The sequence below is a fragment of the Mycobacterium sp. IDUB_17 genome, from assembly GCF_055419465.1.
In genome coordinates, this window is sequence record NZ_JBVAXS010000003.1 from 482,634 (window position 1) to 509,324 (window position 26,691).

At 66.3% G+C, this 26,691-nt stretch carries 25 protein-coding genes; 8 read left to right on the forward strand and 17 right to left on the reverse strand.

Annotation, left to right across the window (positions count from 1 at the left end; genetic code table 11):
* The first annotated feature begins 151 nt into the window (after nt 1–151).
* Genes gltB through ACZYZ7_RS15330 form a run of 3 tightly spaced genes read left to right on the forward strand, consistent with a single transcriptional unit; the run spans nt 152 to nt 7,593 of the window.
* Nucleotides 152–4,741, forward strand: coding sequence for a glutamate synthase large subunit (gltB, locus tag ACZYZ7_RS15320; RefSeq protein WP_450071486.1), 4,590 nt, complete (start codon nt 152–154; stop codon nt 4,739–4,741).
* Entirely contained in the window at nt 4,734–6,200 is a 1,467-nt protein-coding gene (locus tag ACZYZ7_RS15325; RefSeq protein ID WP_450071485.1) for a glutamate synthase subunit beta, read from the forward strand. The genes gltB and ACZYZ7_RS15325 overlap by 8 nt, the downstream gene beginning before the upstream one ends.
* Nucleotides 6,201–6,258: 58 nt before the next feature.
* Nucleotides 6,259–7,593, forward strand: a complete 1,335-nt coding sequence (locus ACZYZ7_RS15330) for a glycosyltransferase 87 family protein (protein WP_450071589.1) — start codon at nt 6,259–6,261, stop codon at nt 7,591–7,593.
* A 20-nt stretch (nt 7,594–7,613) separates the two neighbouring features.
* Here ACZYZ7_RS15330 and ACZYZ7_RS15335 read toward each other — a convergent pair whose 3' ends face one another.
* The 5 genes from ACZYZ7_RS15335 to ACZYZ7_RS15355 all read right to left on the reverse strand — a co-directional run bounded on the left by ACZYZ7_RS15335 (nt 7,614) and on the right by ACZYZ7_RS15355 (nt 12,420).
* A complete protein-coding gene (locus ACZYZ7_RS15335; protein WP_450071484.1) occupies nt 7,614–8,954 on the reverse strand; it encodes a hypothetical protein in 1,341 nt (446 codons plus the stop codon).
* Nucleotides 8,954–9,454, reverse strand: a complete 501-nt coding sequence (locus ACZYZ7_RS15340) for a YbaB/EbfC family DNA-binding protein (RefSeq protein WP_450071483.1) — start codon at nt 9,452–9,454, stop codon at nt 8,954–8,956. The genes ACZYZ7_RS15335 and ACZYZ7_RS15340 overlap by 1 nt, the downstream gene beginning before the upstream one ends.
* A complete protein-coding gene (locus ACZYZ7_RS15345) occupies nt 9,455–9,778 on the reverse strand; it encodes an ESX-1 secretion-associated protein (protein WP_070945863.1) in 324 nt (107 codons plus the stop codon). It lies immediately after the preceding gene.
* A gap of 20 nt (nt 9,779–9,798) precedes the next feature.
* On the reverse strand, nt 9,799–10,758 hold the full coding sequence (locus ACZYZ7_RS15350; RefSeq protein WP_463741247.1) for an EspA/EspE family type VII secretion system effector: 960 nt from the start codon (nt 10,756–10,758) through the stop codon (nt 9,799–9,801).
* An 810-nt stretch (nt 10,759–11,568) separates the two neighbouring features.
* Nucleotides 11,569–12,420, reverse strand: coding sequence for an LLM class F420-dependent oxidoreductase (locus tag ACZYZ7_RS15355; protein WP_450071481.1), 852 nt, complete (start codon nt 12,418–12,420; stop codon nt 11,569–11,571).
* A gap of 186 nt (nt 12,421–12,606) precedes the next feature.
* Here ACZYZ7_RS15355 and ACZYZ7_RS15360 point away from each other — a divergent pair, with 186 nt between their 5' ends.
* Nucleotides 12,607–13,953, forward strand: coding sequence for an NAD-dependent succinate-semialdehyde dehydrogenase (locus ACZYZ7_RS15360; protein WP_450071480.1), 1,347 nt, complete (start codon nt 12,607–12,609; stop codon nt 13,951–13,953).
* 15 nt (nt 13,954–13,968) lie between these two features.
* Here ACZYZ7_RS15360 and ACZYZ7_RS15365 read toward each other — a convergent pair whose 3' ends face one another.
* A complete protein-coding gene (locus ACZYZ7_RS15365) occupies nt 13,969–15,615 on the reverse strand; it encodes a SulP family inorganic anion transporter (RefSeq protein ID WP_463741248.1) in 1,647 nt (548 codons plus the stop codon).
* An 80-nt stretch (nt 15,616–15,695) separates the two neighbouring features.
* On the opposite strand from ACZYZ7_RS15365, the gene ACZYZ7_RS15370 reads away from it, so the two are divergent.
* Entirely contained in the window at nt 15,696–16,073 is a 378-nt protein-coding gene (locus tag ACZYZ7_RS15370) for a thiol-disulfide oxidoreductase DCC family protein (RefSeq protein ID WP_463741249.1), read from the forward strand.
* A 9-nt stretch (nt 16,074–16,082) separates the two neighbouring features.
* A complete protein-coding gene (locus ACZYZ7_RS15375) occupies nt 16,083–17,087 on the forward strand; it encodes a PHP domain-containing protein (protein WP_463741250.1) in 1,005 nt (334 codons plus the stop codon).
* 3 nt (nt 17,088–17,090) lie between these two features.
* Here the strand turns inward: ACZYZ7_RS15375 and ACZYZ7_RS15380 are convergent, their stop codons facing one another.
* On the reverse strand, nt 17,091–17,381 hold the full coding sequence (locus ACZYZ7_RS15380) for a YiaA/YiaB family inner membrane protein (RefSeq protein WP_450071476.1): 291 nt from the start codon (nt 17,379–17,381) through the stop codon (nt 17,091–17,093).
* A 75-nt stretch (nt 17,382–17,456) separates the two neighbouring features.
* On the opposite strand from ACZYZ7_RS15380, the gene ACZYZ7_RS15385 reads away from it, so the two are divergent.
* Nucleotides 17,457–17,888, forward strand: coding sequence for a hypothetical protein (locus ACZYZ7_RS15385; protein ID WP_463741251.1), 432 nt, complete (start codon nt 17,457–17,459; stop codon nt 17,886–17,888).
* A 10-nt stretch (nt 17,889–17,898) separates the two neighbouring features.
* Here ACZYZ7_RS15385 and dinB read toward each other — a convergent pair whose 3' ends face one another.
* Nucleotides 17,899–19,122 carry a DNA polymerase IV gene (gene dinB / locus ACZYZ7_RS15390; protein WP_463741252.1) on the reverse strand — a complete coding sequence of 408 codons (1,224 nt, stop codon included), beginning with the start codon at nt 19,120–19,122 and terminating at the stop codon, nt 17,899–17,901.
* Between the two features lie 24 nt (nt 19,123–19,146).
* Nucleotides 19,147–19,788, reverse strand: coding sequence for a TetR/AcrR family transcriptional regulator (locus tag ACZYZ7_RS15395; RefSeq protein WP_135459472.1), 642 nt, complete (start codon nt 19,786–19,788; stop codon nt 19,147–19,149).
* 79 nt (nt 19,789–19,867) lie between these two features.
* Between ACZYZ7_RS15395 and ACZYZ7_RS15400 the strand changes: the two genes are divergently transcribed.
* Nucleotides 19,868–21,337, forward strand: coding sequence for a flavin-containing monooxygenase (locus ACZYZ7_RS15400; RefSeq protein WP_463741253.1), 1,470 nt, complete (start codon nt 19,868–19,870; stop codon nt 21,335–21,337).
* A gap of 58 nt (nt 21,338–21,395) precedes the next feature.
* Here the strand turns inward: ACZYZ7_RS15400 and rraA are convergent, their stop codons facing one another.
* The 8 genes from rraA to ACZYZ7_RS15440 form a co-directional block, all read right to left on the reverse strand.
* On the reverse strand, nt 21,396–21,875 hold the full coding sequence (rraA, locus tag ACZYZ7_RS15405; protein ID WP_450071473.1) for a ribonuclease E activity regulator RraA: 480 nt from the start codon (nt 21,873–21,875) through the stop codon (nt 21,396–21,398).
* 20 nt (nt 21,876–21,895) lie between these two features.
* Nucleotides 21,896–22,657, reverse strand: a complete 762-nt coding sequence (locus ACZYZ7_RS15410; protein ID WP_463741254.1) for a MerR family transcriptional regulator — start codon at nt 22,655–22,657, stop codon at nt 21,896–21,898.
* A 44-nt stretch (nt 22,658–22,701) separates the two neighbouring features.
* Nucleotides 22,702–23,223, reverse strand: coding sequence for a hypothetical protein (locus ACZYZ7_RS15415; protein WP_463741255.1), 522 nt, complete (start codon nt 23,221–23,223; stop codon nt 22,702–22,704).
* An 89-nt stretch (nt 23,224–23,312) separates the two neighbouring features.
* Nucleotides 23,313–24,167, reverse strand: a complete 855-nt coding sequence (locus ACZYZ7_RS15420; RefSeq protein ID WP_286175204.1) for a CopD family protein — start codon at nt 24,165–24,167, stop codon at nt 23,313–23,315.
* Nucleotides 24,143–24,649 (reverse strand): copper resistance CopC family protein, encoded by a 507-nt coding sequence (locus ACZYZ7_RS15425; protein WP_463741256.1) that lies wholly within the window; start codon nt 24,647–24,649, stop codon nt 24,143–24,145. Before ACZYZ7_RS15425 ends, ACZYZ7_RS15420 begins: the two co-directional genes overlap by 25 nt.
* Nucleotides 24,646–25,332 carry a YcnI family copper-binding membrane protein gene (locus ACZYZ7_RS15430; protein WP_463741257.1) on the reverse strand — a complete coding sequence of 229 codons (687 nt, stop codon included), beginning with the start codon at nt 25,330–25,332 and terminating at the stop codon, nt 24,646–24,648. The genes ACZYZ7_RS15425 and ACZYZ7_RS15430 overlap by 4 nt, the downstream gene beginning before the upstream one ends.
* A 36-nt stretch (nt 25,333–25,368) precedes the next feature.
* On the reverse strand, nt 25,369–25,893 hold the full coding sequence (locus ACZYZ7_RS15435; protein ID WP_450071467.1) for a hypothetical protein: 525 nt from the start codon (nt 25,891–25,893) through the stop codon (nt 25,369–25,371).
* A 10-nt stretch (nt 25,894–25,903) separates the two neighbouring features.
* Complete coding sequence (locus tag ACZYZ7_RS15440) at nt 25,904–26,560, reverse strand: DUF6474 family protein (protein ID WP_450071466.1); 657 nt, start codon at nt 26,558–26,560, stop codon at nt 25,904–25,906.
* Nucleotides 26,561–26,691 lie beyond the last annotated feature (131 nt).

Consider the following 26,691-nt stretch of genomic DNA (forward strand, 5'->3'; position numbering starts at 1 on the left):
AGGCTTAGCTAAGTTGGCATCTGCCCCGGTAGTTGCCTTATCGTTTTCTCCACTTATGGCGTGTGGGACATAGCCGTCGTCCAGTGCTGCACGGAGGCCACCCACGCCGAGCCGGCTTCTTCGTAGAAGCGTGTTGAAGGGCAAGGTGGGAATGGCGCCCAACAAGGTCGGGCTGTACAACCCCGCATATGAACACGATGCGTGTGGTGTGGCAATGGTGGCAGACATCCATGGTCGCCGCAGCCGGGACATCGTGGACAAGGCGATCACAGCACTGGTGAATCTGGAGCACCGCGGTGCCCAGGGTGCAGAACCGAACACCGGCGACGGCGCAGGCATCCTGCTGCAGGTCCCGGATTCGTTCCTGCGCGAGGTGGTCGACTTCGAGCTCCCCGAGGCCGGCAGCTACGCCACCGGCATCGCCTTCCTGCCGCAGTCATCGCGCGATGCATCCGCGGCAGCCGAAGCCGTCGAGAAGATCGTCGAAGCCGAGGGCCTGCAGGTGCTGGGCTGGCGTGAGGTGCCCACCGACGACTCCTCGCTCGGCGCACTGGCGCGCGACGCCATGCCGACCTTCCGGCAGCTGTTCATCGGCGGAGCCTCCGACATGGACCTGGAGCGCAAGGCGTACGTCATCCGGAAGCGGGCCGAACACGAGCTTGGCACCAAGGGGCCGGGCCAGGACGGCCCCGGTCGCGAGACCGTGTACTTCCCGAGCCTTTCCGGTCAGACCTTCGTCTACAAGGGCATGCTGACCACCCCGCAGCTCAAGGCTTTCTACCTGGACCTGCAGGACGAGCGGATGACCAGCGCACTGGGCATCGTGCACTCCCGCTTTTCCACCAACACGTTCCCGTCCTGGCCGCTGGCCCACCCGTTCCGGCGGATCGCCCACAACGGCGAGATCAACACCGTCACCGGCAACGAGAACTGGATGCGCGCACGCGAGGCGCTCATCCGCACCGACGTGTTCGGCACCGACGGACTCGACAAGATCGTCCCGGTCTGTACCCCCGGCGCGTCGGACACCGCGCGCTTCGACGAGGTGCTCGAACTGCTGCACCTCGGTGGCCGCAGCCTGCCGCACGCCGTGCTGATGATGATCCCCGAGGCGTGGGAACGCCACGAGTCGATGGATCCCGCGCGCCGCGCCTTCTACGAATTCCACGACTCGCTGATGGAGCCCTGGGACGGACCGGCATCGGTCTGCTTCACCGACGGCACCGTCATCGGCGCCGTGCTGGACCGCAACGGCCTGCGCCCCTCCCGCATCTGGGTGACCGACGACGGTCTCGTCGTGATGGCGTCCGAAGCCGGCGTCCTGCCGCTCGACCCCTCCACGGTGGTCCAGAAGCTGCGCCTGCAGCCCGGCCGGATGTTCCTGGTGGACACCGCCCAGGGCCGCATCGTCTCCGACGAGGAGATCAAGGCTCAGTTGGCCAGTGAGCAGCCCTACCAGGAATGGATCGAGGCGGGCCTGTTCCCCCTCGACGAGCTGCCGCCGGGTGACTACGTCCGGATGCCGCACCACCGCGTGGTCCTGCGCCAGCAGATCTTCGGCTACACCTACGAGGAGCTGAACCTGCTGGTGGCGCCCATGGCGCGCACCGGTGCCGAGGCCCTGGGCTCCATGGGCACCGACACCCCGGTCGCCATCCTCTCGGCGCGGCCGCGGATGCTGTTCGACTACTTCCAGCAGCTGTTCGCCCAGGTCACCAACCCGCCGCTGGACGCCATCCGGGAAGAGGTGGTCACCAGCCTGCAGGGCGTGATCGGACCCGAAGGCGACCTGCTCAACCCCGGTCCGGAATCGTGCCGGCAGATCGTGCTGTCGCAGCCGATCCTGCGCAACGCCGACCTGTCCAAGCTGATCTGCGTCGATCCCGACCACGAGGTCCGGGGCCACAAGCACGGCATGCGGGCCGCGGTGATCCGCTGCCTGTACCCGGTCAACCGGGGCGGACAGGGACTCAAAGAAGCGCTGGACAACGTCCGCGCCAAGGTCTCGGAGGCGATCCGCGAGGGCGCCCGCATCATCGTGCTGTCGGACCGCGAATCCAACGAGACCATGGCGCCGATCCCGTCGCTGCTGTCCGTGGCCGCGGTGCACCACCACCTGGTCCGCGAGCGCACGCGCACCAAGGTCGGCCTGGTGGTCGAGGCCGGTGACGCCCGCGAGGTGCACCACATGGCGATGCTGTGCGGCTTCGGTGCCGCCGCGGTCAACCCGTACATGGCGTTCGAGTCGATCGAGGACATGGTCGACCGGGGCGTGATCGCCGGAATCAGCAGCGATAAAGCCAAGGCCAACTACGTCAAGGCCGCAGGCAAGGGCGTGCTCAAGGTGATGTCCAAGATGGGCATCTCCACCCTGGCCTCCTACACCGGTGCGCAGCTGTTCCAGGCCATCGGCATCTCCCAGGGCGTGCTCGACCAGTACTTCACCGGGCTGAGTTGCCCCGTGGGCGGTATCGACCTCGAGGACATCGCCGCCGACGTCGCCGCGCGTCACTCGCTGGCCTTCCTGGACCGTCCCGACGAGCGCGCCCACCGCGAGCTCGAGGTCGGCGGCGAGTACCAGTGGCGCCGTGAGGGCGAGTATCACCTGTTCAACCCGGACACGGTGTTCAAGCTCCAGCACTCCACCCGCACCGGTCAGTACTCGATCTTCAAGGAGTACACCGCGCTGGTCGACGACCAGAGTGAGCGGATGGCCTCGCTGCGCGGCCTGCTGAAGTTCCGTACCGGTGACGACGCCGTGCGCCAGCCGATCTCCATTGACGAGGTCGAGTCCGCCGCCGAGATCGTCAAGCGTTTCTCCACCGGTGCCATGAGCTACGGCTCGATCTCGGCCGAGGCACACGAGACCCTGGCCATCGCGATGAACCGCCTTGGCGCCCGGTCGAACTCGGGTGAGGGCGGCGAAAGCGTCAACCGCTTCGAGCCGGACGAGAACGGTGACTGGCGCCGCAGCGCCATCAAGCAGGTGGCCTCCGGCCGGTTCGGCGTGACCAGTCACTACCTGACCAACTGCTCCGATATTCAGATCAAGATGGCCCAGGGTGCGAAACCTGGTGAGGGCGGCCAGCTTCCGGGGCACAAGGTGTACCCGTGGGTGGCCGAGGTGCGGCACTCGACCCCGGGTGTCGGCCTGATCTCGCCGCCGCCGCACCACGACATCTACTCGATCGAGGATCTGGCGCAGCTGATCCACGACCTGAAGAACGCCAACCCGGCTGCGCGTGTGCATGTGAAGCTGGTTTCGGAGAACGGCGTCGGAACGGTCGCCGCGGGCGTCTCCAAGGCGCACGCCGACGTGGTGCTGATCTCCGGCCACGACGGCGGTACCGGTGCCACCCCGCTGACGTCGCAGAAGCACGCCGGTGCGCCGTGGGAGCTGGGCCTGGCCGAGACGCAGCAGACCCTGCTGCTCAACGGCCTGCGTGACCGCATCGTGGTCCAGGTCGACGGTCAGCTCAAGACCGGCCGCGACGTGGTGGTCGCCGCGCTGCTGGGCGCCGAGGAGTTCGGCTTCGCCACCGCTCCACTGGTGGTGGCGGGCTGCATCATGATGCGCGTCTGCCACCTCGACACCTGCCCGGTGGGTGTGGCCACCCAGAACCCGGTGCTGCGGCAGCGGTTCAACGCCAAGCCCGAGTTCGTCGAGAACTTCTTCATGTTCATCGCCGAAGAAGTCCGGGAACTCATGGCGCAGTTGGGCTTCCGCACCGTCAACGAGATGGTCGGCCAGGCCGGCGCGCTGGACACCACCAAGGCCGCCGAGCACTGGAAGGCTCACAAGCTGGACCTGACGCCGGTGCTGTACGAGCCCGAGTCGGCGTTCATGAACCAGGACCTGTACTGCAGCTCGCGTCAGGACCACGGCCTGGACAAGGCGCTGGATCAGCAGCTGATCACCCAGAGCCGCGAGGCCCTGGATTCCGCTTCGCCCGTCCGATTTTCAACAAAAATCACCAACGTCAACCGCACGGTGGGCACCATGCTCGGCCACGAGGTCACCAAGGCTTATGGCGGACAGGGGCTTCCGGACGGCACCATCGACATCACGTTCGACGGGTCGGCAGGCAACAGCTTCGGTGCGTTCGTGCCCAAGGGCATCACGCTGCGGGTCTACGGCGACGCCAACGACTACGTCGGCAAGGGCCTGTCGGGTGGTCGCATCGTGGTCCGCCCGGACGACGCAGCACCGGCCGATTTCGCCGCCGAGGACAACATCATCGCCGGCAACGTGGTCCTCTTCGGTGCCACCAGCGGCGAGGCGTTCCTGCGCGGCCAGGTCGGCGAGCGGTTCGCGGTCCGTAACTCCGGCGCCCACGCGGTCGTCGAGGGCGTCGGCGACCACGGCTGCGAGTACATGACCGGCGGCAAGGTCGTCATCCTCGGACCCACCGGCCGCAACTTCGCGGCGGGCATGTCCGGCGGTGTCGCCTACGTCTACGACCCGGCCGGCGTGCTGGGCGAGAACCTGAACACCGAGATGGTGGAGCTGGAAGCTTTGGAGGCCGCTGATGTCGAGTGGCTGCAGGGCATTCTCACCGCCCACGTCGATGCGACCGATTCGGCTGTGGGACAACGGGTCCTATCTGATTGGGATAACGAGTTGAAGCACTTTGTGAAGGTCATGCCGCGCGACTACAAGCGCGTGCTGGCCGCTATCGCCGAGGCCGAACAAGCCGGCGTGAATGTGGACGAGGCGATCATGGCGGCCGCCAATGGCTGATCCGCGCGGTTTCCTCAAGCACACCTCCAAAGAGCTTCCGTCCCGCCGGCCGGTTCCGCTGCGCCTGAAGGACTGGAAAGAGGTCTACGAGGACTTCTCCCACGAGACCCTGCAGGACCAGGCATCGCGATGCATGGACTGCGGTATCCCGTTCTGCCACAACGGTTGCCCGCTGGGGAACCTGATCCCCGAGTGGAACGACCTGGTGTACCGGGACCGGTGGCGCGACGCGATCGAGCGACTGCACGCCACCAACAACTTCCCGGAGTTCACCGGACGGCTGTGCCCCGCCCCGTGTGAGGCCTCCTGCGTCCTGGGCATCAATCAGGATCCGGTGACCATCAAGCAGGTCGAGGTCGAGATCATCGACAACGCCTTCGACCAGGGCTGGGTCGTTCCGAAGATGCCCGACGTGCAGACCGGCAAGAAGGTCGCCGTCGTCGGGTCCGGACCGGCCGGACTGGCCGCTGCCCAGCAGCTCACCCGGGCCGGCCACACCGTCACGGTGTTCGAGCGCGCCGACCGCATCGGTGGCCTGCTGCGCTACGGCATCCCCGAGTTCAAGATGGAAAAGCGCCACATCGACCGGCGTCTGGAGCAGATGGCGGCCGAAGGCACCCAGTTCCGTCCCGGCGTCAACGTCGGCGTCGACATCACGGTGGCCCAGCTGCGGCTGAACTACGACGCGGTCGTGCTGGCCGGCGGTGCCACCGCATGGCGCGATCTGCCGATCCCGGGCCGCGAGCTCGACGGCATCCACCAGGCCATGGAGTTCCTGCCCTGGGCCAACCGCGTTCAGTTCGGCGATGACGTCCTCGACGAGAACGGCCAGCCGCCGATCACCGCCAAGGACAAGCACGTCATCATCATCGGCGGCGGCGACACCGGCGCGGACTGCCTGGGGACCTCGCACCGTCAGGGCGCGGCCAACATCCACCAGTTCGAGATCATGCCGCGTCCCCCGGAGACCCGCGCGGATTCGACCCCGTGGCCGACCTACCCGCTGATGTTCCGGGTGTCCTCGGCTCACGAAGAGGGCGGCGACCGCGTGTTCTCGGTCAACACCGAGGAATTCACCGGTGCCGACGGTCACGTGACCGGCCTGCGCGCGCACGAGGTCAAGATGAACGCCGGCAAGTTCGAGAAGGTCGAAGGGACCGACTTCGAGCTCAAGGCCGACCTGGTGCTGCTCGCCATGGGCTTTATTGGTCCAGAAAAGGACGGACTCCTTACGGGGCTCGGTGTCGAGCTGACCGACCGCGGAAACGTCTCGCGCGACAACAACTTCCAGACCTCGGTACCCGGCGTGTTCGTGGCCGGTGACATGGGGCGCGGGCAGTCGCTGATCGTGTGGGCGATCGCCGAAGGCCGGGCCGCTGCCGCGGGCGTGGATCGCTACCTGATGGGCAAGACCGCCCTGCCGGTGCCGATCAAGCCCACTGCCGCGCCGCAGCGCTGAATTGGTGAATCGGCCTCCTGCGGAGGCCGATTACGATCTCCAGGTGTCGCTCGCTCGGATACCCCACGTGACCGGGGGTGAGTTGGTGCTGCGACGGCGTGTCGTCTCGATCGCACTGATCGGGGCAGTCCTGGCATTGCTGGTGCACAACCACCTCGTTCCATTCCAGACGCAGTTCTTCGGACTGACCGGGAACAACTTCGACCTGGATACGTATCGCGCCGCGGTGCACGCTTCCTGGGACGGCAGGAGCCTGTACGAGGAACCGGCGCTGCGCGGGGCCTGGTTCGTATATCCGCCGTTCGCGGCTTTCGTCCTTGCGCCGTTCGCCTGGCTCGGTTTCGACGTCGCCAAGTACCTTCTGCTGGCGCTGTCGATCTGCCTGCTGGCGCTCATCGCGTGGCGCATCCTGCGCCTGGCAGGTCTTCGCGCGGATCTTCGGCTGGGCGTGCTGAGCGCCGCGCTGGCGGTGATCGTCATCGATGTCGAGCCGGTACAGGCCACCTTGTGGTGGGGGCAGATCAACGTCCTGCTCATGGCGCTGGTGATGCTGGATCTGTTGCGGCCCACCGCGTCCCGGTGGCGGGGGATCGGGCTGGGGATCGCCGCCGGCATCAAGCTCACGCCGCTCGTGTTCCTCCCGTATCTGCTCTTAACCAGGCAGTGGCGCGCCTCGGCCGTGGCGGCACTGACTTTCGTCGCCACGGTGGTGCTCACCTGGCCGCTGCTACCGCGAGACAGCGCCTGGTTCTGGAGTCACCTCGGGGACACCTCGCACATCAGCTCCATCGATCATCTGGCCAACCAGTCGATCAACGGATTCCTCGCCCGGTACTTCGCCCCGAACCCGCGCCCGGAGTGGCTGTGGATTATGTTGAGCCTCTTGGTGCTTGCCGCCGGTCTCGCGGCGGCGACCTGGGCGTACCGGCGAGGAGAACGCGCGCTGGCGGTGGTCCTGGTGGGCTTGACCGGTTGCGCGGTATCGCCGTTCAGTTGGGCGGCGCACTGGGTGTGGTTCGCACCTGCGATCTTCTGGCTCGTCGCGAAAGCGTGCACGGCACAAGGCATGTGGGCTCGTGGCTGGATGTACCGGGCGGCGGGCCTGCTCGCGATGGTGTTCATGTGGACTCTGCACCGGCCAGGCCGTAATCACACCACCATGTACTTCACCGGCGTGTACTGGAACTTCCTGGATGTGCGGCGGTTCTGGGTCGGCCAGCTCGCGAGTGGTTGGTATCCGCTGGTGTTCGTGTGTTTCGGGATCGGTGCGGTGGGTTGGTTGCGTCTGAGCGCGACGCCGCGGGCCGACGAACCGGAGGTGTTCTCGCTGCCGGGCACGGGCATCGACGACTACCCGCCGGAGCTTCTCGATGAAGAGCTGGCGCGCGTCTGAACGGCCTGGCACGAAAGCGGTTACGGGCTGACGAGGGAAAAGAGCTGAGTGCCGTCGTCGGACAGGCGCACCAGGGTATCGCCCAGTCGGGTGACCCGGCCGAGTGGTCCGTTCCTCGGGATCGACCACACTCGTTCACACGTGGAGAGATCCCACGCATCGGCCAGCAGATCGGACTTCGGATTGACCGGAGCGCGCACCGCCACTGTGCCGTCTGATCCGAGATAGCCTGTGTCCAAGTTGAATTCGCACGCCTCGCCCTTGTCGCCCGTCCGCATGTCATATGGCCGATAGAGGGTAGATTGGGTGACCCTGTCGGTCTCACTGACCCACAGTGTGGTGCCGATCAGTTGGAGGTGGCCGCCATCGAGGTCGAGCAGTTTCATGCCTTGCAGGGTGTACACGCCGTAGTCGCCGGAGTCTCCGATGCCGATCAAGTTTCCGGTTATGGTGCCGACATTGCCGTCGAAGCGTTTGTCGACTGCGAGTTTTCCACTGTTGTCGAATAACTGGACGAAATCGTGGCCCGGCCTCTCGGTGAACTGCTGTGCAAAGCCGCCGTTGAAGAATGCGGTATTGAGCAACTCGGTGTTGTCTGGGAATTGCGGGTCTAGCACCTCACCGTCCTTGAGGGAGAACAGTATTGCGCCATCTTCTCGACCAGTGCCCTGGAAGGCGACGTCATTGTTGTGCTCGGCGACGAGGCCCGCTCCCGGTACGAACCATGTCGTCTGGGCTTGTGGTCCGAAGCCGTAGAGCCCCTGTTTCTCGGTTGCCGCGACCAGATAATTGCCAACCTGGGCGGCCTTGAGCTTCCCCGTCATCAAGCGCACTCCGGTCGGGCCCGTGAACGTCAGTTCCCCGGTGTGCTGGTCGATCACCCACGCAGTGGCTCGGTAATAGTCGTCTGCGATGCACACGACCGAAGGTCCGTTGATGAAGCAGCTCGGCGCTTTGTCGGTCATGTTCAGCGCGACTGGCGGAAACAACCTGTGCCCGTCGCTGGCATCGACACCGGTCAGCCACCACTGCGGAGTGGGTCCGGGGCTGTTAGCCAGGAGATACGCGCGAGACGTTCCCGTTCCGACGATGGGGCCGGAGGGGTCGTCACCGGCGGTGATCGTCGAGCCGGGCGGTAATCCCAGGGTAGCGATATCGGTTTTCCACCCTGCTTCCGGCGCTGTGCGCATCGACGCGAGGTAGTCCGATTCTGGAGGATTCCAGTGATGCCGCGCCCAGGCCTCGGAGCCGGCCGAGAACCACCACACGATGGTGCCGATAACGAGCACGACAATCGTCACAAGCGCGGCAAGAATGAACGGCCAGCGTGCGCGTCGTTTGGTCGGGAGTGATTGAGCCATCAGTCGTCTCCCTCATCTTGGTACCGGGTGGCGAAGATCTGGGCCTTCTCCGCGAGCACGGCTTCGACGGACGGTAGCCCGGCGTCGTGCTCCAAATGGTTGCGGATAGACGTTCGATCGACGCCCAGTCGCTCCAGGGCACTCGAAAGGATGAGGTTCTGGCCAGCCAGGGCCTGCTGCGCAGCGAGTCTCGCAATCACCAGGATCTCGTCGGTGAGTTGGCCTTCAGTCATATCGACGACGCGCGGCGAGAGGTCGATATATGCGGGTTGACCGCTCGCCAATGCACTGACCGACACTGTCCCTGGGGGATTCGTCACGGTGAAGAGTACGGCCAGCATGGCCTCATCGTCGGCATCAGGAGTCGGCACCGCTAATTCCGAGTTATCCCCGGACTGTTCGATCGGGTTGGTGAAGTCGAGCGCATCAAGCGACGACTGGTCTTCGGGATAGTCGGGTTCGTCGTCGTCCCAGGAGGAATCGTCCCAGCTACCGCTCACTCACACCCCACATGTGTTGATGTTGCCACCTTCAGCGGAGTCGGTGTTTTCGTAGTTGGCGGCCGCGGTGGTTAACTTCTCGGCGAGCTCTGTGGACACCTTCTCCATTTTTCCGCCGGCCGTCCGCCGCGCGGCCTCGACCGCAGCAACGGCGAGATTCGTTGCACCACAGACTAGTCCGTGGGTATCTAGGACATTCCGTGCCGGGTCGACAATCGACCGATTCGCTCCCGTGATCTGGTCGACCGCCGTGTGTTGCTTCTCGGAAAGGTGTTGGATGTGCTCGGTAAGGACCGTGAGGTTCTTCTCGTAATCGGTTGGCATTGAGGTTCTTTCGCAATAGTTCAGGATCGGGCGGTGGGCACGGGGGTTGCGCCATCGCCGCGAACACCTGGACCGACGGGCGCGCGTTGGCCGGCATGAGTGGCGGGTGCAGCCGCTGCCGGGACCTTGGGTGGCGGGGCGGCAGGTGGCGGCACCGCAGCCGCGGGGGCTTTGGGTGTCATGGGCGGGGGAGCGCTCGGTGCAGCCGGACTTGCGGGTGCTGGATTCCTGTAAGGCGTAGCCGGTGGGCCATAGACGATGGGTTCCTCGGGGCTCGGGACCGTGTACGGCTCTTTGGGGTCCAATCGCGATGGTGCCTTGGTCGGCGCATGCAGGTCCGGTAGCGCCGTCTCCTTCTTGGGGCGAGGAAGGGTTTCGTCGGGCTTATCCGGATCACCCTGCTCCGGCACTGCGAAGACTTCGCACCCTCCCATGGGCTTACCTGACGTGTCTTTTGCAGCGCCTTCGTACCCGTCGAGATGGTCACGGATGCGCAAGGCGTTCTGCACGCTGTTCGCGAGCAGCTTGCCGATCGCGTCACCCGCGATTCCCGTTGCTGTGGCGGCGGCGGCGGTGTCCAGGAGGACCTTGAGTGCAGCACTGACTGGATGGGCATTCATCGCCATCGTCGCGTAGTCGTAGGCCTTGAGCCAGTCGATCTGGTCGTCGAGAGTTTCTCGGGTATGGCCCACCTGTTCGGCCTCGATGTCGAGGATGTTTGCAACTTCGAGGTCTGCATTCTGTACCTCGAAAGTGACGCGTCGATGCGATGCGTTCACCGCGTTGTAGACCTGCGAGGCCGTTCCGTCCCACCGATCAGTGTGTGGCTCCGCGGCAATGAGAGTTGCCACCGCTGTGCCGAGGCGTTCGCTCGAGCCGCGGAACTCGTCGCCGTTGGTGGGGTTTCCCGATCCGGTCGTCAACTTCATGCCGTCGATCGCCATTTGCGCGAGCCATAGGATCTTGGACTCGGCCGGCACGAGGCTCTTCATCGATTTGAACGCCGTCGGTAGTGGCCCTACCCCAAATCCGAGGCTTGCGAGGCCCTCGGTGATGTCTCCGATGTCGTCCGCAATCTTCAGGCCATCCTGAAGGGCGCCCCCCCATGTCCCTGTCGAGTATGTTGTCGACGAAACTTGCGCCGTCTTTGGCACCGTTTACGACGCCACTGACGAGTTTGAGCGGGCCCTCGGCGAAATCGGTCAGGCCATCGACGAAACCCACGAGCCCCCCTTTATTCGGCTAGAAGTCTATCGGCGCGATGAGCGGCTCCGGCGCGGCAATTTCCGTGTTCGCGCATCTGAGCTTCACCGTGCACCTTCGGCAACGAAGGCAAGGTTGAGAGTTTTCTTAATTAACTGATGTGGCCTGCATCACAACTCTTGATGATGTGAAAAAGTGATCCAGATCCTCTTTGGGGCCCCTCGATGTCACATCCACCTCATTGGTAACACGGGAAACATCAGATTTTTGTGCGGCGTGGCTCACACTGTTTGCCGGATGTCAGGTATCTAATGACGTGGTGAGAGTGCTGCGGTAACGTGGAACTACGGGTACAGCTACCAGTAAGTCGCAGGAGTGATCACCGTGTACATCAGTCCGATAAGTCGGTCACGGATGGGTCGTATTGCCTGGTCATTGTTCCGTCATCCGATGAAGAGCCGTGAGTTTCCGGCCAAGAACGAACGCCTGGCCACTGCCGACGAGCTACTTCGCTTCGGCTGGTGACGAGTATCCGTCACGCCCCGGACCGACGCCTTAACGCCGACCCGAGGGCGTAGCCGTATCGGTCAGCGGGTCAGCTGGCCGGAATCTCTGATCGCCTCGGCCAACGGTTCCAACACAGCCGGATCGTAGGGCGGCGGCAGGTAGATGATCGCCAGATCCAATCCCTCGGCACCGAGTGCGGCGGCCTCGTCGACCACCTTCTCGTAGTCGAGGTCCGCACCCAGTCGCACGTGCGCCGACAGGGTGATCTCCTTGGGGTCACGGCCGAGATCGGCGCAGTGCGCGGCCAGCACATCGCGCTTGCGGGCGAACTCCTCGGGCGGGCCGCCGACGAAGTTCCAGTGATCGGCGTACTTCGCGGTGATCCGCAGGGTGCGCTTCTCGCCGCTGCCGCCGATACAGAACGGTGGATGCGGCTGCTGTGGGCCCTTGGGCTCGTTGCGCGCGTCCTTCAGTTGGTAGAACTTGCCGTCGAACGTCGTCGTGTCCTGCGTCAGTAGCCCTTTGAGAACCTCGCAGGCCTCCTCGAACCGGTCGAAGCGTTCCTTGATCGAACCGAGTTCGATGCCGTAGGCACCGGACTCCTCCTCGTTCCAGCCGGCGCCGATGCCGAGCTCCAGGCGCCCGTTGGAGACGATGTCCAGTGCGGAGGCCATGTTCGCCAGCACGGCGGGATGGCGGTAGTGGATACCGGTGACGAGCACCCCGACGCGCAACCGCTCAGTGGCCTGCGCCAGGGCGGTCAGCGTCGTCCAGCCCTCGAGGCAGGGGCCGGACGAGTCGGAGAAGATCGGATAGAAGTGGTCGAACGTCCAGCCGGATTCGAAGACGTCGATCGTGTCGGCAGCTTTCCAGATGGCGAGCATGTCGGCCCAGGTCGTGTTCTGCGGGGAGGTTTTGAAGGCGAAGCGCACGTCATCACAAACTAGTCGCGCGCCGGCATTCATTCCTGGACTCGCGCAACTGCCAGGAGCTTTTCAGGCGCGCTACGGATCCATGGTGCTGATTCCGTATCTTCGGTGCCATTTTGGCGTCGCAATCGGTAGTCTCGGGCAGGGAAATATACGAAATCCCCCGATCTGACCCGTCTTGGAGTGAACATGAGCGTGTACGCAGTCACCGATCCGGCGACCGCCGAGGTGGTCGCCACTTACCCGACCTCGACCGACGCCGAGGTCCAGGCTGCGATCGACGCCGCAGCCAAGGCCGGCCGGAGCTGGGCCCGCACCACCACGGTGGCCGAGCGGGCCGCGCTCATCACCAAGGTCGCCGCCCTGTACGAGCAGCGCCGCGAACAGCTGGCCGACGTCATCGTCCGAGAGATGGGCAAGCCGCGCGATCAGGCGCTGGGCGAGGTCGACTTCACCGCCGCCATCTACCAGTACTACGCCGACAACGCCGAACAGTTCCTGGCCGACGAGCCGATCTCGCTTCTCGATGGTGATGGCACCGCGGTGGTCAAGCGAGGCCCGGTCGGGGTTCTGCTCGGCATCATGCCGTGGAACTACCCCTACTACCAGGTGGCCCGGTTCGCCGGACCAAACCTGATCGTGGGCAACACGATTCTGCTCAAGCACGCCCCGCAGTGCCCCGAATCCGCCGAGCTGATGCAGCTGATCTTCCTGGAGGCCGGCTTCCCGCAGGGCGCCTACGTGGACATCCGCGCCACCAACGAGCAGATTGCCGACGTCATCGCCGACCCACGGGTGGCCGCCGTATCGCTGACAGGTTCTGAACGGGCGGGTGCCGCAGTCGCCGAGATCGCCGGCCGCAATCTCAAGAAGTGCGTACTGGAACTCGGTGGCTCCGATCCGTTCATCCTGCTGTCCACCGATGACCTCGACGCCACCGTGCAGGCAGCTGTCGACGCCCGCATGGAGAACACCGGACAGTGCTGTAACGGCGCCAAGCGCTTCATCGTCACCGAGAACCTCTACGACGACTTCCTGGCCAAGTTCACCGAGAAGCTGCTCGCCGCGGCCGACGGAATCGCCCCGCTGTCCTCGGAGCTGGCCGCCGACCGGCTTGAGCAGCAGGTGTCACAGGCTGTCGAGCAGGGCGCCACACTGGCCACGACAGGCGAGCGTCGTGGCGCCTTCTTCCCGCCGGCCGTGCTGACGGGTGTGACCGAGGACAACGACGCCTACCACCAGGAGCTGTTCGGCCCGGTGGCGATCGTGTACAAGGTCGGTTCCGAAGACGAGGCCGTTGCCCTCGCCAACGACACCCCGTTCGGACTTGGGTCCTACGTGTTCACCACCGACGCGGACCAGGCCGCCCGGGTCGCCGACAAGATCGACGCGGGAATGGTTTTCGTCAATCTCGTCGGCGCTGACAGTGCGGAACTGCCGTTCGGCGGGATCAAGCGGTCCGGTTTCGGACGCGAGCTCGGCAGGTACGGCATGGACGAGTTCGTGAACAAGAAGCTCATCCGCATCGGCGGCTGACGCTGACGGCGCAGGTCAATGCGGGCCACGCGCGACATGCAGTCGCGCGTGGCCGATCGCATCGTCGAGCGAATCGAGCAGATGGTTCTCGTGCCGGAGTGAGTCGAAGACGCCGACGTTGGCGAGCAACTCGGAGTGCTCCGGGCGTACGCCCTTGATGATCACCGTGATACCCCGTGACTCCAGTTCGGTGGCGATCTCCGCGAGCGTGTGTGCGCCGGTGGCGTCGAGCATCCCGAGTTGCGACATCCGGATGATGACGACGGAAGTCTGCGGGTGCTCGGCGTCCGTGATCGCACTCGAAATGCGTTCGGCTGCACCGAAGAACATCGCACCATCGAGGCGCAGCAGCGCGATCTGATCATCCCCGGGATGCGATGGACCCGGGAGCTCTTCACGAACGACGCTGCTGCGCCGTGCTACGGAACGCAACGCGAAGAACGCGGCGGCGACGACGCCGATCTCGACGGCCTCGATCAGGTCGAAGCACACGGTGACCGCGGCGGTCAGCGCAAACGTCAACGCATCGGATCGGGTGGAGCGCAGGATCTTCCGGATCGTGGCCGCCGAGATCATCCGGAACGACGTCACCATCAGCACGCCGGCCAGTGCGGCGAGCGGAATGGTGGACACCGGACCGGTGGCCAGATACACCACGCCCAGCAGGACGAGCGAGTGCACGATCGCCGCCACCCGCGTCCGGGCGCCGGACCGGACGTTGACGGCGGTGCGGGCGATCGCGCCGGTGGCGGGCATGCCACCGAAAACTCCGGAGGCGACAGAGGCCAGACCCTGCCCCACCAGCTCACGATCAGGGTCGTACGGTCCGGTCGGCGACATGGTCGCGGCGACCCGCGCCGACAGCAGCGATTCGATGGCCGCGAGCGCGGCGATGGCCAGCGCGGCACCCAGCAGAGTGCGCAAGGCGCCGAGGTCGGCGTGCGGCAGCACCGGGGTGGGCAGGTGGGACGGCAGTTCGCCGATCGCGGCGACCGGAACGTGGAGCGCGGAAACCAAGACGGTAACCACGATCACCGCCGTCAGCGATTCCGGGATGGACCGGTGCAGTCGGGGCAGGGCGACCATGAGGAGCGCGACGACAGCCACCACCCCAAGGGTTTTCGCTGCGGCGGTCCAATCGGCCTGGACGATTGCCGTGATCGCGGCGGGCAGTGTGCGCTCACCGGCCGGGGCCTGCTGGGCGAAGGCGGCGGGAACCTGTTGCAGGAAGATGATCGCCGCGATGCCCAGGGTGAACCCCTCGATCACCGGCCACGGAATGAATGTCACGGCCCGGCCGAGACCGGTTGCCCCGGCGGCCAGCACCAGCAGGCCTGCCGCAACGGTCACCAATGCGATGCTGCCGAGCCCGTGTTGCGCGACGATCGGCGCCAGGACCACCGCCATCGCCCCCGTCGGGCCGGACACCTGCACATGAGAACCGCCGAACACTGCCGCGACCAGGCCGGCCACCACGGCCGTGACCAGCCCTGCGGCGGCTCCCACGCCTGAACTGATCCCGAATGCCAACGCCAACGGCAATGCCACCACCCCGACGGTCACACCCGCGAGAACGTCGCGGCGCCACGAGTGTGGAAATTCGGTGTAGTCGTCGCGATGGGGCAGCAGCCGTCGGAAGGTGCCGGCCGCGGTTCTGATCAAAGTACTGCCTGACGAATTGATGGATTGAGCGATTTCGCAATCCACTGTACGGCATCGCAAATGCTGGGCACACTGAAGGTATGAGCGGCGTCCTGTACTTCGACGGCAACTGCGGCATGTGCACCCGCAGCGCCAACTCCTTGATGCGGCGACAACGCACCGGAGAGGTGCACATCGAGCCGTTCCAACGGCCCGGCACGCCGGAGCTCCTCGGCGTCTCGAACGGTGAGATGCTCGAAGCTGCGTGGTGGAAGGACTCGTCGGGGGACGTGTACCGCGGCGCCGAAGCGATCAACGCGGCGCTGTCGGCCGGGATGGGCAGCCGGATTCCGTTGGGGCTGTACCGCATTCCCGGTGTGCGTCAGGTGCAGAATGCGGCCTACCGCTGGGTGGCGAGCCATCGATACCGGTTCCCGGGCACCACGCCGCACTGCGCGGCGCGCCCAGGGGACTGCTGAGCAGTGCCGATGGATCCGGTGACCGCACTGCGCCAGATCGCGTACTACAAGGACCGCGCGCGCGAAGATTCGCGACGGGTGATGGCCTACCGCAACGCGGCCGACGTCGTCGAAGCATTGAGCGACGAACAGCGTGAGCGCCTGGGTGCGTCGAACAGCTGGCAATCGTTGCCGGGGGTGGGGCCCAAGACCGCGAAGGTGATCGCCCAGGCCTGGGCCGGCCGTGAGCCCGACACGCTCATCGAATTACGTTCGGCGGCTGAGGACTTCGGGGGTGGCGCGGTGCGCGCCGCGCTTCGGGGCGACCTGCATGTGCACTCCAACTGGTCGGACGGATCCGCCCCGATCGAGGAGATGATGCTGGCCGCGCGCGACCTCGGCCACGAGTACTGTGCGCTGACCGACCACTCACCGCGCCTGCGGGTGGCCAACGGGCTGTCACCGGAACGGTTGCGCGACCAGCTCGACGTCATCGAGGGGCTCCGCGAACTCGTGGCCCCGATGCGCATCCTCACCGGGATCGAGGTCGACATCCTCGAAGACGGGTCGCTCGACCAGGAGCCCGAACTGCTGGAACGCCTCGACGTGGTGGTGGCCAGCGTCCACTCCAAACTCGCCATGGACTCGGCGGCCATGACCCGGCGCATGGTCAAAGCGGTATCGAATCCGCACACCGATGTTCTCGGGCACTGCACCGGACGCCTGGTCACCGGTGGACGCGGAGTGCGGCCCGAGTCCAAGTTCGACGCCGGGAAGGTGTTCACGGCCTGCTTCGACCACGGCACCGCCGTCGAGATCAACTCGCGGCCCGAGCGGCGCGACCCACCGACCCGGCTGCTGAACCTGGCATTGGAGATCGGTTGTCTTTTCACCATCGACACCGATTCCCACGCTCCCGGCCAGCTCGAGTTCCTCGGCTACGGAGCCCAGCGGGCCCTGGACGCCGAGGTGCCGATCGAGCGCATCGTCAACACCTGGCCGGCCGAGCAGCTGTTCGCGTGGACCGCCGGCTGAGGTTCACGCTCCCGAAGTGAACGGATCATGCTCGGCGAGCAGCCTTTCCATGCGGGCCTCGTCCAGCCGGACCCGGACGGTGGCCGCCTCCTGCTGATCACGGATCACCTTGGCCAGGGTGAAGGCGCTGGTGACGAGGAACAGGACCGACATACCGAGGAACATCCGCTGCCAGATGTCGATCGGGAGGAAGAAGACCCCGCCGAGCACGCCGAGGAAGCTCACCCCGAACGCGATGGTCGCCTGAAGGGAGAACGCGGCGGTGACTTTCGAGCTGTCGTTGAGTGCGATCATGCTCCGAGCCTGGCGTAGAACACGATTCGCCGGATGCGTGAGACTACTCAAAACACCTCGGTCTAAGCTCACGCGATGCACGCCGAACTCGGTATCGACACCGTCATCACCCTGCTGGCCGCCGGGCTGATCTTCCTGCTGGCACTGGTGCTCGGAGTGTGGAAATACCGACAGATGGCCACCAGTGAGAATCACCTGGCCCACCCGTACGTCGACATCGCCCACCGGGCCGCCCTGCTGTATTCCTTCGCCACGCTGCTGGTCGCGGTGTTCGTCGAACTCAGTGCCTGGCCCACCTGGGTGAACCTCACCGCGGCGATGGTGCTCGTGCTGTTCTTCGTCGTCGCCATCATCAGCTACATCGAGCACGGCGCCAGGCGGGACACCACCAACCAGTTCGAGCGGCCCAGCGTCGGTCTGCATGCCGGGATGGTCGCGCTCATCGTCGGCGAGATCGGCGGATTTGCCGTGCTGCTCGCGGGATTCATTGCCGCGCAACTGTTCTAGGGGTAGCCCGTCAGTCGGGCAGCGTCGGCATCTCCAGGCCGGGATCGCGCCCGACCAGCACCCCGCGGGTCAACATCGCGTTGCCGAACCGTTGACGCACCTCGTCGATGGCGCCGTCGATCGCCACCGGATCGGGCTGCGAGTCGAACGGCAACTCCAGCTGCTGACTGCCTTCGTGATCGATGTTGGACACCGCGAACCCGATCAGGGTCAGCCCGCGCTCGGCGATCACCGGCGCGGCGGCCGTCACCAAGGCACGGGCGGCGGCCAGGACCGCCTCGGTCGAGGCGGTGGCCCGGGGCAGGGTGTGCGACCGCGTCGCCCGGCCGAAATCGTCGAAGCGCAAACGTAATACGACGGTGCGACCGGTGCGTCCGGCACCCCGCATGCGGCGGGTGATGCGGTCGACGAGGTTGACCACGACAACGTCCACCTCCGCGGCCGACATCGTGTTGCCGCGCCGCCCGAGTGCGCGTTGGGCACCGACCGAACTGCGCCGCACACCCGTCGTCACCCGGCGTCGATCGATGTTGCGCGACAACGCATACAGCTGCCGCGCCATCGCGCCGCCGACCATGGTGCCCAACGCCGACTCGGACAACTCGGCCACATCAGCGACTGTCTCGATGCCGTGGACGTGCAGCTTCTCGGCGGTCTTGGCGCCGACACCCCACAACCGGCGCACCGGCAACGGATGCAGGAACGCCAACTCGCGGTCGGGCGGGACCAGCAGCAGGCCGTCCGGTTTGGCCACCTGGCTGGCCACCTTGGCCAGGAACTTCGTGCGTGCGATGCCGACGGTGATGGGCAGGCCCACCTGCTCGCTGACCTGCTCGCGCAGTCGGCGGGCGATCTCTACCGGGGTGCCGGACACCCGGCCCAAACCCGACACATCGAGAAACGCCTCGTCCACCGACAGCGGCTCGACCACCGGCGTGGTGTCGTGGAAGACCTCGAACACGTGCCGGCTGGCTTCCGAATAGGCCGACATGCGCGGCGGCACCACCACCGCCCGCGGGCACAGCGCACGCGCCTGGCCACCGCTCATCGCCGTGCGTACCCCGAATGCCTTGGCCTCGTAACTGGCCGCCAGCACCACACCGCCGCCGACGATCACCGGGCGGCCGCGCAGCGCCGGATCGTCACGCTGCTCGACCGATGCGTAGAACGAGTCGAGATCAGCGTGCAGGATGGCCGCCTGCGGAGCTGCGGTTGGTGTGCCCGACACGAACATATGTTCGCATAGATGGCGGACGGGTCAGCGGGCCTCGCCGTAGATGCTGGTCATCCAGATGTGGGCGAGGGTATCGACCACGTTGTCGAAGGCGACCGCGGGTTGTTCGGCGCTCAGGGCCGCCATCATGGTCCGCTCGTTCATCAGGTTGAGCGAGGTTGCGAGGTCCATGGCGGGGATGGTCTCCGGGGCGGCGCCGCGTTGGCGCTCGGCGGTGATCAGCGCGGCGGTCAGGGCGATCCATTTCTGCATCAGCCCGGACCAGAGCGTGCGGAACTCCGGGCTGCTGTTGAGTGCCTCGGTGCCGGCGCGTGCCGTGGCCGGATCCGACCCGAACGAGCTGAAGAAGATCTCGATGCCGCGGCGGATCGCCCGCTTGGGATCCGCGGGCATGGCCTCCAGTGCGCTGTCGAAACCGGTGTCCGCGCGCTTGATCAGCGGATCGAGCAACGACAGCACAACCGCTTCCTTCGACGGGAAGTAGAAGTAGAACGTCGGCCGGGAGATCCCGGCGCCTTTGGCCAGGTCATCCACCGATATGTCGGCGAATTTCTTGGTCTCGAGCAGCTGCCTGGCCGTCGCGAGGATCGCCGCTTCGCGGTCGTCGCCCGAAGGGCGGGCGGCACGGCGGCCGCGCGGGGCGCGCGTCGTGCTGGAGCTGGTCACAATGAAGCAGCCTAACATCGCGTTGAGTTTCTCAACACACCGTTGACCGACTCAACACCCTGTTGATACCGTCGGTCCCATGACCGAACATTTCGATGTTGTGATCGTCGGTGCCGGCATTTCCGGCATCAGCACGGCCTGGCACCTGCAGGACCGTTGCCCGACCAAGAGCTACGTGATCCTCGAACGCCGGGAGAACATCGGCGGCACCTGGGACCTGTTCAAATACCCGGGCATCCGCTCCGACTCCGACATGTTCACCCTCGGATTCCGGTTCAAGCCGTGGGAGTCGGCCAAGTCGATCGCCGATGGCGAGTCGATCTGGAACTACATCAACGAGGCCGCCGACGAGAACGGCATCCGCAACCACATCCGCACCGGTCACCGCGTGCTCTCGGTGGACTGGTCGGACGCTGACAACCGCTGGACCGTCGACGTCGAGCTCAACGGCGAAGCCAAGCAGATCACCGCGTCGTTCCTGTCGGTGTGCAGCGGCTACTACAACTACGACGAGGGCTACTCGCCCGAGTTCCCAGGGGCCGAGAACTTCAAGGGCCAGATCATCCACCCGCAGCACTGGCCCGAGAACCTGGACTACACGGGCAAGAACGTCGTCGTGATCGGCTCCGGTGCCACCGCCATCACGCTCATCCCGTCGCTGGTCGACGGCGGCGTCGGGCACGTCACGATGCTGCAGCGTTCACCCACCTACGTCGGATCCCTGCCACTGGTCGATCCGTTCGCGGTGAAGACCAACAAATACCTGCCGAAGAACCTCGCGCATTTCGCGAACCGGTGGAAGCAGATCGGTTACAGCACCGGCCAGTACCAGGTCGCACGCCGCTTCCCGTCGATCTTCAAGCAGTTCTTGCGCAAGATGGGGACCCGCCGCCTGCCCCAGGACTTCGACTACGACAAGCACTTCAGCCCGCGCTACGCCCCGTGGGACGAGCGAGTCTGCCTGGCCCCCAACGGGGATCTGTTCAAGGCCATCCGCTCGGGCAAGGCCGGCGTCGTCACCGACACCATCGAGACCTTCACCGAAACCGGGATCAAGTTGGCCTCCGGTGAGGAATTGCAGGCCGACATCATCGTCACCGCAACGGGTCTGAACATGCAGTTGTTCGGTGGTGCAGTCGCCCACCGCAACGGCGAGCCGATCGACCTGACTGAGTCCATGACCTACAAGGGCCTGATGCTTTCGGGCGTGCCGAACATGGCGATCACCTTCGGGTACACCAACGCATCGTGGACGCTGAAGGCCGACCTGGTGTCCGAGTTCATCTGCCGCGTGCTGAATTACATGGACGCGAACGGTTTCGACCGGGTCGAGCCTCAGCACCCCGGCGGCAGTGTCGACGAGCTGCCGTTCATGGACTTCACCCCGGGCTACTTCCGGCGGGCCATGGACACCCTGCCCAAGTCGGGTTCGGAAGCGCCGTGGAAGCTCAAGCAGAACTACTTCTTCGACATGCGGACCATCCGGTACGGCAAGGTCGACGAAGAGTCGCTGATGTTCACCAAACACCGTGCCGCAGTGACGGTTTAACTGGGCAAAGCGTGAAAAAGCCCCCCACGTCAACGTGGGGGGCTTTTTTCGTCCGGTGCTACCGAGCCACCACCACGATGCCGTCCTCGTCGCAGTAGGCGATCTCGCCCGGGACGAAGGTCACGCCGCCGAACTCCACGGGCACGTCACGTTCGCCCTCGCCGGTCTTGGTGCCCTTGCGCGGGTTGGTGCCCAGCGCCTTGATCCCGACGTCGATGGTGCGCAGCGTCGCGGCGTCCCGCACCGGTCCGTTGACGACCACGCCAGACCAGCCGTTGTCGGCGGCCAGCCCGGCGATGATGTCGCCAACCAGCGCGGTGTGCAACGACCCACCGCCGTCGACCACCAGCACCCCGCCGTTGCCCGGGGTGGACAGGATCGACTTGAGCAGTGCGTTGTCCTGAAAGCAGCGCACTGTGGTGATCGGCCCGGCGAACATCGTCTTGCCGCCGTAGTTCTGCAACTGCAGATCGCAGCTACGGACGTCGGGGTAGATCTCGTCGACCAGATCAGCGGTGGCGCGCGGTTCGATACTCACCCAGCGATTATCGCAGCCGGCTAGCCGGCGACGCTTTGCACGATGATGTCGTGCACGAACTGGGCCAGGCCCGGTTCGACGTCGTCGTAGTAGCGGGTGAACCGCTCATCCGCCAGATACATCTCTGCCAAGCAGACGTGCATGTCGTCGCTGCAGCCGTAGAACCGCTCGATACCGGCCCGATGGCGGGCCGCCAGCTGGCCGGCCGCAGCTGAACCCGGGCTGACCCCGCCCCGTTTGGCGGCAGCCAGATCAGCCAACAGCGCGTCGCCCTCGGCCTTGATCTCGAGCCAGTCTCCTTTGGTGAGCTTGGCTGCGCGCTCCTGTGACTGCCGCCATTCGTCGGTGTCGCCCCAGCGGTCGCGGACCTCGTCGGCGTGCTCGTCGTACACGGCACTGCCGAAGATCTCCGCCTGCTCCTCGGCGGTCAGCTGGATTCCCCGGTTGTGGGCGCTCATCAATTCCTCCACTGCCTTGATGGTCTGCTGCAGCTGCTCGGCCTGATCGCACAACAGGCTGTGCTGACGTCGCAGGTGGGCGAGCACGTCGGAATCGTCGTCGATCAGGGACCGGATCTCGTCCAGAGCCAGGCCGACCGAGCGGTACACCAGGACCAGGTGCAGCCGCTCGATGTCGGCATCGGTGTAGCCGCGGTAACCGGCCGCGGTACGCACGCCGGGCACCACCAGACCGATGTGGTCGTAGTGATGCAGCGTGCGCACCGAGACCCCCGTCAGCGCGGCGACCGCACCGACGGATCTCGCCTCTGAATTCGCGTGCATGAGGCCACTATCGACCCTGACGTCGCGTCAGGGTCAAGCCCGGATCAGTCCTCGTCGGAATGACGGCGGCTGAGCAACACCAAGAGCACCGCCAAAAGACCGACGGCAACCGCCGCGGCCAGCGGCAGCTTGGACGACGGACTCTCGCTCATCGGGACCAGCGCTGGACCGGACACCGGGTTGGCGGCCGAGGTGACAGTTGACTTGGCTTGTGCCGCAGCCTCTTTAGCGGCCTTGGCGACATCCGGCAAGGGAGTGACGGGAGCCGGGGCCGCCTTGGCCGGGGGCGGGGTGGCCGGCGGGGCAGGTTGAGCCTTCTTGGCCGGGGCCTTCTTCGCCGGAGCCTTCTTGGCGGCCTTGGCGGGAGCCTTCTTCGCCGCTGCTTTCTTGGCCGGGGTCTTCTTCGCGGGGGCCTTCTTGCCCGGCGGAGGACCGGGTTTGGGAGCCGGGGTCGGAGGGGCCGGAATGGGCGGAGCAGGATCCGCGCCGGCCGCTGATGCGTCGACCGCAGCCGGCTCGGCTGCGGTGGCGGGTTTCTCGGCGGGTTGATCCTGCTGCTCTGCCATCTGGCTGCTCCTTTGCAGTTTCTGGTGCTCCGCGCCATCGCGGAGGGTGGGGCCGGCAGTGTTTCCCATCATGCCAGGCGCCGCAGCGGTCAACCCGTGACGGCCAGAGCCGCGGCAAGCGTGACCGCAACAGCCATCATGCCCAATTCCATCAACGAGCGGTTCTGCGACAACGCCGCACTACTGCGGTGAGCCCGCGCCGCCGGCAGCCAATGAGACCGGTTTCGCCAGGCCAGAGCCAGCAGAGCCACCGTCACGACCAGTTTGGCGGTCAAAATCCGGCCATAACCGGTGGCCCACAACTCGGCGGGCGAGTTCAACTTGATCGCCGCCCCGACCACACCGGCGACCAGCAGCACACCCACGCACGACAGCGACAACTGCGAGAACCGGGGCAGCACCCTGGCCCACTGGCCGCGGTGCGTCACGGTCAGCACCAGCGCCGCCAGCACCCCGCACCACACCGCGGCGGCCAGGGCATGCAGCGCCACGGCCATCCCACCGATCGGACTCTCCGAGAGATGTCCGGCCAGAGTCCTGGCGGCCATGCCGACCGCCGCGACCCCGACCGTCATGGCCGTGGTGGTGGCACCGCGCGGGACGAGGATCGCCACCACGCCGACGATCAGCGCCGCCGCGACGCCGACCAGCCCCGAACGGCCGACTGTGGTGTGCAGACCGAAGTCGGTCAAGGTGTGCACGCGGATCTGCCAGAACCCGACACCCGCGGTCTGCGCGGCCTCCACGGTCAGCCGCACGATCTCGGCCAGTAGCCAGAGTGCCGCAGCCAACGCGAGTGGCGTGGCCGCCCTCCGGCTCAACTCGGCGCGGTAGCGGTCGGACTCGAGCAGCGGCACCGCCGCCAGGCCGAGAGCGACGATGGCGGCGCCGTCAGCCAGCGCCCGGATCAACGCACCGATCACCGCTGACGTCGGACCGCCCACCAGGCTCCGCCGCCGATGAGCACGACGGCGACCAAAACGAACGGCCACACCACGATGCCGCCGTCGGACTGCGCGGGCGACGAGGCGGCGGGCCCCGGAGTGCCCGCACCGGCGACGGTCAGGTCGAACGACCAGGAACCCGAGACCACGTGCCCGTCGGCCGAGGTCACCCGGTAGTTCACCGTGTACGTACCGGCCGGGCCGAGTGGGCGGACCCCGACGCTGAGCACCGCACCGGCGACCTTCGGGTCACCCTCGGACCACAGGTTGTTGTCCGGACCGACGACCGTCATGTTGGCGAAGGCCGGCTGCAGCGCCTCGTTGAACGTGGCGCTCACCCGTGGCGGTGCGGCGCTGAGCGCCGAATGCTCTGCCGGGTCCGCCGCGACCCGGGCCGCGTGCGCCGACGCGGCCGGCGCCCCGACCAATGCAGAGGCGGCCAGGATGAGCCCGGTCAGGGCCGTGGCCAGCAGCCGGCTCATGACCGGCGCCGGTTCAGCAGACTTGCGACCACCGCGGCGGCCGCGACGATCAGCGCTCCGCCTGCCAGCCAGCGGGCCGAATTGTCGACGGTGCCTGCGGGTTGTGCGGCAGCAGGCGCGGGCTGACCGGCCGCCGGGGCCGTCTCGGTGCCGTGTTCGGCAGTTCCTGCTGCAGGCGGGGTTCCGGTCAGCGTCAGTTGCGGAGCCGGGTGCTCGGGCTCGCTGCCGTCGGGCAGCGGGGCCTGATCCCACCGGACCACCGAGCCGTCCGAATAGGTCTGGGTGACGGGGAAGCTCGCCGTCGGCGCATCGGGCAGTTTGACCGACACCCGGAACAGCGCGAACTGCTCGGGTGAGATGCCCACTCCGGGTGCCGCGGTCCAGGTGACCGTCCGGACCGTTCCCGCGGAGGTGTCACGGTCGAGCTTTGTGGTCCAACCCGGCATCACCTCGGTGCGCGCCGAGGCCACGTTGGGCAGGTCAACCTTCAATTGTGTTGTCAGCGCGCCGGAATCGGACTCGCCGGGAACTCGGAAGGTGAGTACCGAGGTGGATCCCGGTGTCGGATCGTCGGCGTCGACGTGGACATGCGCCCACGCCGGTGCGGCGGTGAGCAGACCGGCGACGGCTACCGCCGCGGTCGTGAGCAGGGCGCGCGAGGACGCCCCGGTGAGGGGTTGCATTCGTGGTGTCTTTCTGGAGTTGGTCGGGTCGGACGGTCAGGCGCAGGCGCCGACCGGCGGGCCCCGATGCGACACCGAAGCGGCCAGGAAGAGAGCCGAGTGCAACGGCTGATCCGTGCCACGCGCCAAGACACCGACCGTCGTAACCGGCACCGGCCGCCCTTGGGGCGCCATCGTGCGCACCGCCCGCGATACCGCTGCCGACAGCCGGGCACCGCAGGCGATCAGGCCTGCGCCGAGCGATACCGCGGCCAGGTGCGCGCCGAACATCACCAAGCCGGGCCGGGTGCCGTGCGAGTGACCCGCCGTCGCCAACAACGCGTGGGCCAGCAGCTGGCCGGTACCGAGCAGGCCCCACAACACCGCGGTGCGGTTCGCGCCGCGCACGGTCGCGGCCACCGTGCCGAGGGTGGCCGCCAGCACGACGAGCTGGGCGGCCACCGCGCCTCCGGGCAGACCACCGCCGCCGACGCCGTGCGCCGCGACGGCCAGTGCGGCCGTGAGGGAGCCGACGGCCGTACCGCGCAGCGGGGCTGCGTAGTCGATACGGGCGCCGGTCATGGAATTGGGCTCAGACCAGTCCCAGCCGAGCCATCAGATCGGCATCGATGCCGTCGAGTTGGGCGGCGATCGCCGCGTGGGCGCCGCGGCGCCGTGCGGTCGGCATGTTCTCGGCGGCGGTCACCGCCGCGGCCAGGTCGGTGAGCCGTTCGTTGATCGCCGTTGCGAACTGTTTGGTCTCGGCATCCTTGGGCTTCTTCTCGGCCACCTGCCGCAGCGTCTGCTCGGCCCCGGAGATCCGTGCGGACAACTCGGCGCCGTGTCCCGAGAACTGACCGAGCTGGGCCAGCGGGACACCGAGGCGATCGGCACGACGTTCGTCCAGAGCGCCCCGGGCGGCCGTGGCGGCACGGTAGATCAAGGGCACGAGGACCGGCGCCAGCAAACGTGTGACGGTGAGCAGACGACGAATCCTGGCAGGGGCGAGCAGACGTCCTTCACGGGCCGCCTTCAACTCGGTCTCGGCCACTTTGAGGGCGTTGCGGTCGCTGTCCCGCTGCGTCTTGACCTGAGCTTTGAGGGCCCGCTGTGCAGATTTCTGATCGGACTTGATGCGACGAGTCTCGTTCTTTGCGGTGAGCCGGGCTTCCAGCTTGGCCTTGGCCTTGATGGCGCGGGCTTCGGCGCGGCGGGTGGCGCGGCTTTTTCGTCGCGTGAACAGGCCCATTCCGGTTGCCTCCCGGTCAATTCGTCGTGTGTTTGTGGTCACCGCAGAAGTGCTGCAGACCCACAGTATCGTCCGGTGGATTTGCTCCGCCGCGGCTCCCCGCGATCAAGGCGGTAAATCGCCTCAGCTAG